This window comes from Thiobacillus sp. (genome assembly GCF_024708915.1).
Genome location: NZ_JANJXQ010000051.1, coordinates 1 through 2,839, shown reverse-complemented (window position 1 = coordinate 2,839; position 2,839 = coordinate 1). Strand labels below are relative to the sequence as shown.

Here is a 2,839-nt window from a genome sequence, read left to right as displayed (position 1 = left end):
GCGTCCAGCGTTCCTGATCCTGCCAGGCCTGCGCCACCCTTTCCTGCGCATCGACATAGCTGCGGAAATCCGCCAGCACCATCCAGGGGTCGTGCGGACTCAGCAACGAGTCGAGGATCATGTCGAAGATGCCCGGTTCGTATAAATTGAAATGGCCCGATTTCAGCAGGTCGATCACCTCGCGCAGATCGGAGTCGTTTTCCACGTAGCTCTGCGGCTGGTAATGTGGACGCAGCGCTTCGACTTCCTCGGCGTGCAGGCCAAACAGGAAGAAGTTGTCCTTGCCCACCGCGTCGAGAATCTCGATGTTGGCGCCATCGTAGGTGCCGATGGTAACGGCGCCGTTCATCATGAATTTCATGTTGCCGGTGCCGGATGCTTCCTTGCCCGCGGTCGAAATCTGCTCCGACAGGTCGGTCGCCGGCGCGATGACTTCCATGCTGCTCACCCGGTAGTTGGGCACGAAGGCCAGCTTCAGGCGGCCGTCGACGTCGGGGTCGCTGTTGACCACGTCGGCCACGCTGTTGACGAGCTTGATGATGCGCTTGGCCATCGCGTAGCCGGGCGCGGCCTTGCCGCCGATCAGCACGCAGCGGTCGGTCCAGCCATCGAGGCGTCCACAATTGATGCGGTTGTACAGATGGATCACGTGCAGCACGTTGAGCAGCTGCCGCTTGTATTCGTGGATGCGCTTGACCTGCACGTCGAACAGCGCGTCCGGGTTGAACTCCACTCCGCACCGGGCCTTGATCATCTCGGCGAGGCGTTCCTTGTTGGCGCGCTTCACCGCTCGCCATTCGGCGTGGAAAACGCCATGGCTCGCCTCCGCCAGCGGCTTCAGCCGTTCCAGCTGCGACAGATCGGCGATCCAGTCCTCGCCGATCTGTTCGCTGATGAGCGCGCTCAGGCCAGGATTGGCATGCGCCACCCAGCGGCGCGGGGTGACGCCGTTGGTCTTGTTGTTGAACTTGTCCGGCCACAGGTCGACGAAGTCACGGAACAGCCCTTCCCGCAGCAGGCGGGAATGCAGCGCAGCGACGCCGTTGACCGAGAAACTGCCGACGATGGCGAGCCAGGCCATGCGGATCTGGCGCACCGGCCCCTCCTCGATGAGCGACATGCGGCGGCGGCGCTCGATGTCGCCCGGCCTTGTCACCGACACTTCACGCAGGAAGCGCGCATTGATTTCATAGACGATCTCCAGCAGGCGCGGCAGCAGACGCTCGAACAGCGCCACCGGCCAGCGCTCCAGCGCCTCCGGCAGCAGCGTATGGTTGGTGTAGGCCATGCACTGCGTGGTGATCGCCCAGGCCGCGTCCCACCGCATGCCTTCCTGGTCGAGCAGCAGGCGCATCAACTCGGCCACGGCCACGGAGGGGTGGGTATCGTTCATCTGGAACACGTTGTGCTCGGCGAATTTCGTCAGGTCGCTGTTGCCTGCCGCACGCCACTGCCGCAGCGCATCCTGCATGCTGGCCGAGACCAGGAAATACTGCTGGCGCAGACGCAGCTCCTTGCCGTTTTCGCTGCTGTCGTTGGGATACAGCACCATCGAGATGTATTCGGCCTGGTTCGCCGCCTGCACCGCCTCGGAGTAGCTGCCGGCATTGAATTCTTCGAGATTGAATACGTCGGTGGAAACCGATTTCCACAGCCGCAGCGTGTTCACGGCATGGTTGCGGTAGCCCGAGATCGGCATGTCGTAGGGCACCGCCAGCACATCGCTGGTATCCACCCAGCGCGCGCGGTGAACACCGGCCTTGTCGTGATAGTGCTCGGTGCGGCCGCCGAACGGCACACAGCAGGTGAACTCGGCGCGCTCGACCTCCCACGGATTGCCGTCGCGCAGCCAGTGGTCGGGGTCTTCGACCTGATAGCCGTTTTCGATGCGCTGGTGGAACATGCCGTACTGGTAATGAAGGCCGTAACCCATCACCGGCAGGTTGAGCGTCGCGCAACTATCCATGAAACACGCCGCCAGCCGCCCCAGGCCGCCGTTGCCGAGGCCCGCGTCGGTTTCCTGTTCGGCCACGGTCTCCAGCGTCTGGCCGAACCGGTGCAGCGCCTCGCGCGACGCCTCGTCGAGCCCCAGGTTGAGCACGTGGTTGCCCAGCGCGCGGCCGATCAGGAATTCCAGCGACAGGTAATAGCCGCGCCGCCTGCCCGGCTGGTCGCGCGCAGCATAGGTATTCATCCAGTCCGACATCAGATGGTCGCGCAGCGTCCAGGCCAGCGCCTTGTAGGTGTAATGCGGCGGACAATCCTGCATGCGTCCGAGGTGGTAGAGCTGATAACGCTGGACATCATGCGTGAGCGACGCGCCGGTTCCCGGCAGCCGCTTCAGAACGATGGGATGGTGGGTGGCAACTTTCTCATCTGGCATGGGGGTTCCCGCTGAAATCATGTCGAATAAAGGGCAAGGTAGCGGCCGGCGCTCTCCGACCAGCCGAACGACTGGCGCATGCCGGTCTGCTGCAGCCGCCGCCACGGCTTGGAATGGCGATAGCGGTCGAGCGCGCGGCGGAGAGCGTCCAGGAAGGCCGCCACGTCGGGGATGTCGAACACGAAACCGGTGGCGCTGCCATCCTGCAAGGCGGCCTCGGTCGCATCGACCACGGTATCGGCCAGCCCGCCGGTCTTGAAGACGACCGGCGGGGTGCCGTAGCGCAGGCTGTACATCTGGTTCAGGCCACATGGCTCGAAGCGCGACGGCATCAGGAACAAGTCCGCCCCAGCCTCGATCTGGTGCGCCAGCGGCTCGTCGTAGCCGATCTTGACGAATACCCGCTGCGGGTGCTGTTTGGCCAGCCGCACGAGCTTCTGCTCGTACATTGCCTGG

Annotated in this window: 2 protein-coding genes; both read right to left on the bottom strand. The window is 64.0% G+C overall.

All coding sequences use genetic code 11. The features are described 5' to 3' along the window. The coding region (locus Q0L94_RS04240; RefSeq protein ID WP_296750368.1) for a glycogen/starch/alpha-glucan phosphorylase at positions 1–2,383 on the bottom strand (2,383 nt) is incomplete at its 3' end. A gap of 17 nt (positions 2,384–2,400) precedes the next feature. After that, on the bottom strand, positions 2,401–2,839 hold a 439-nt coding region (locus Q0L94_RS04235; protein WP_296750366.1), incomplete at its 5' end, for a glycosyltransferase.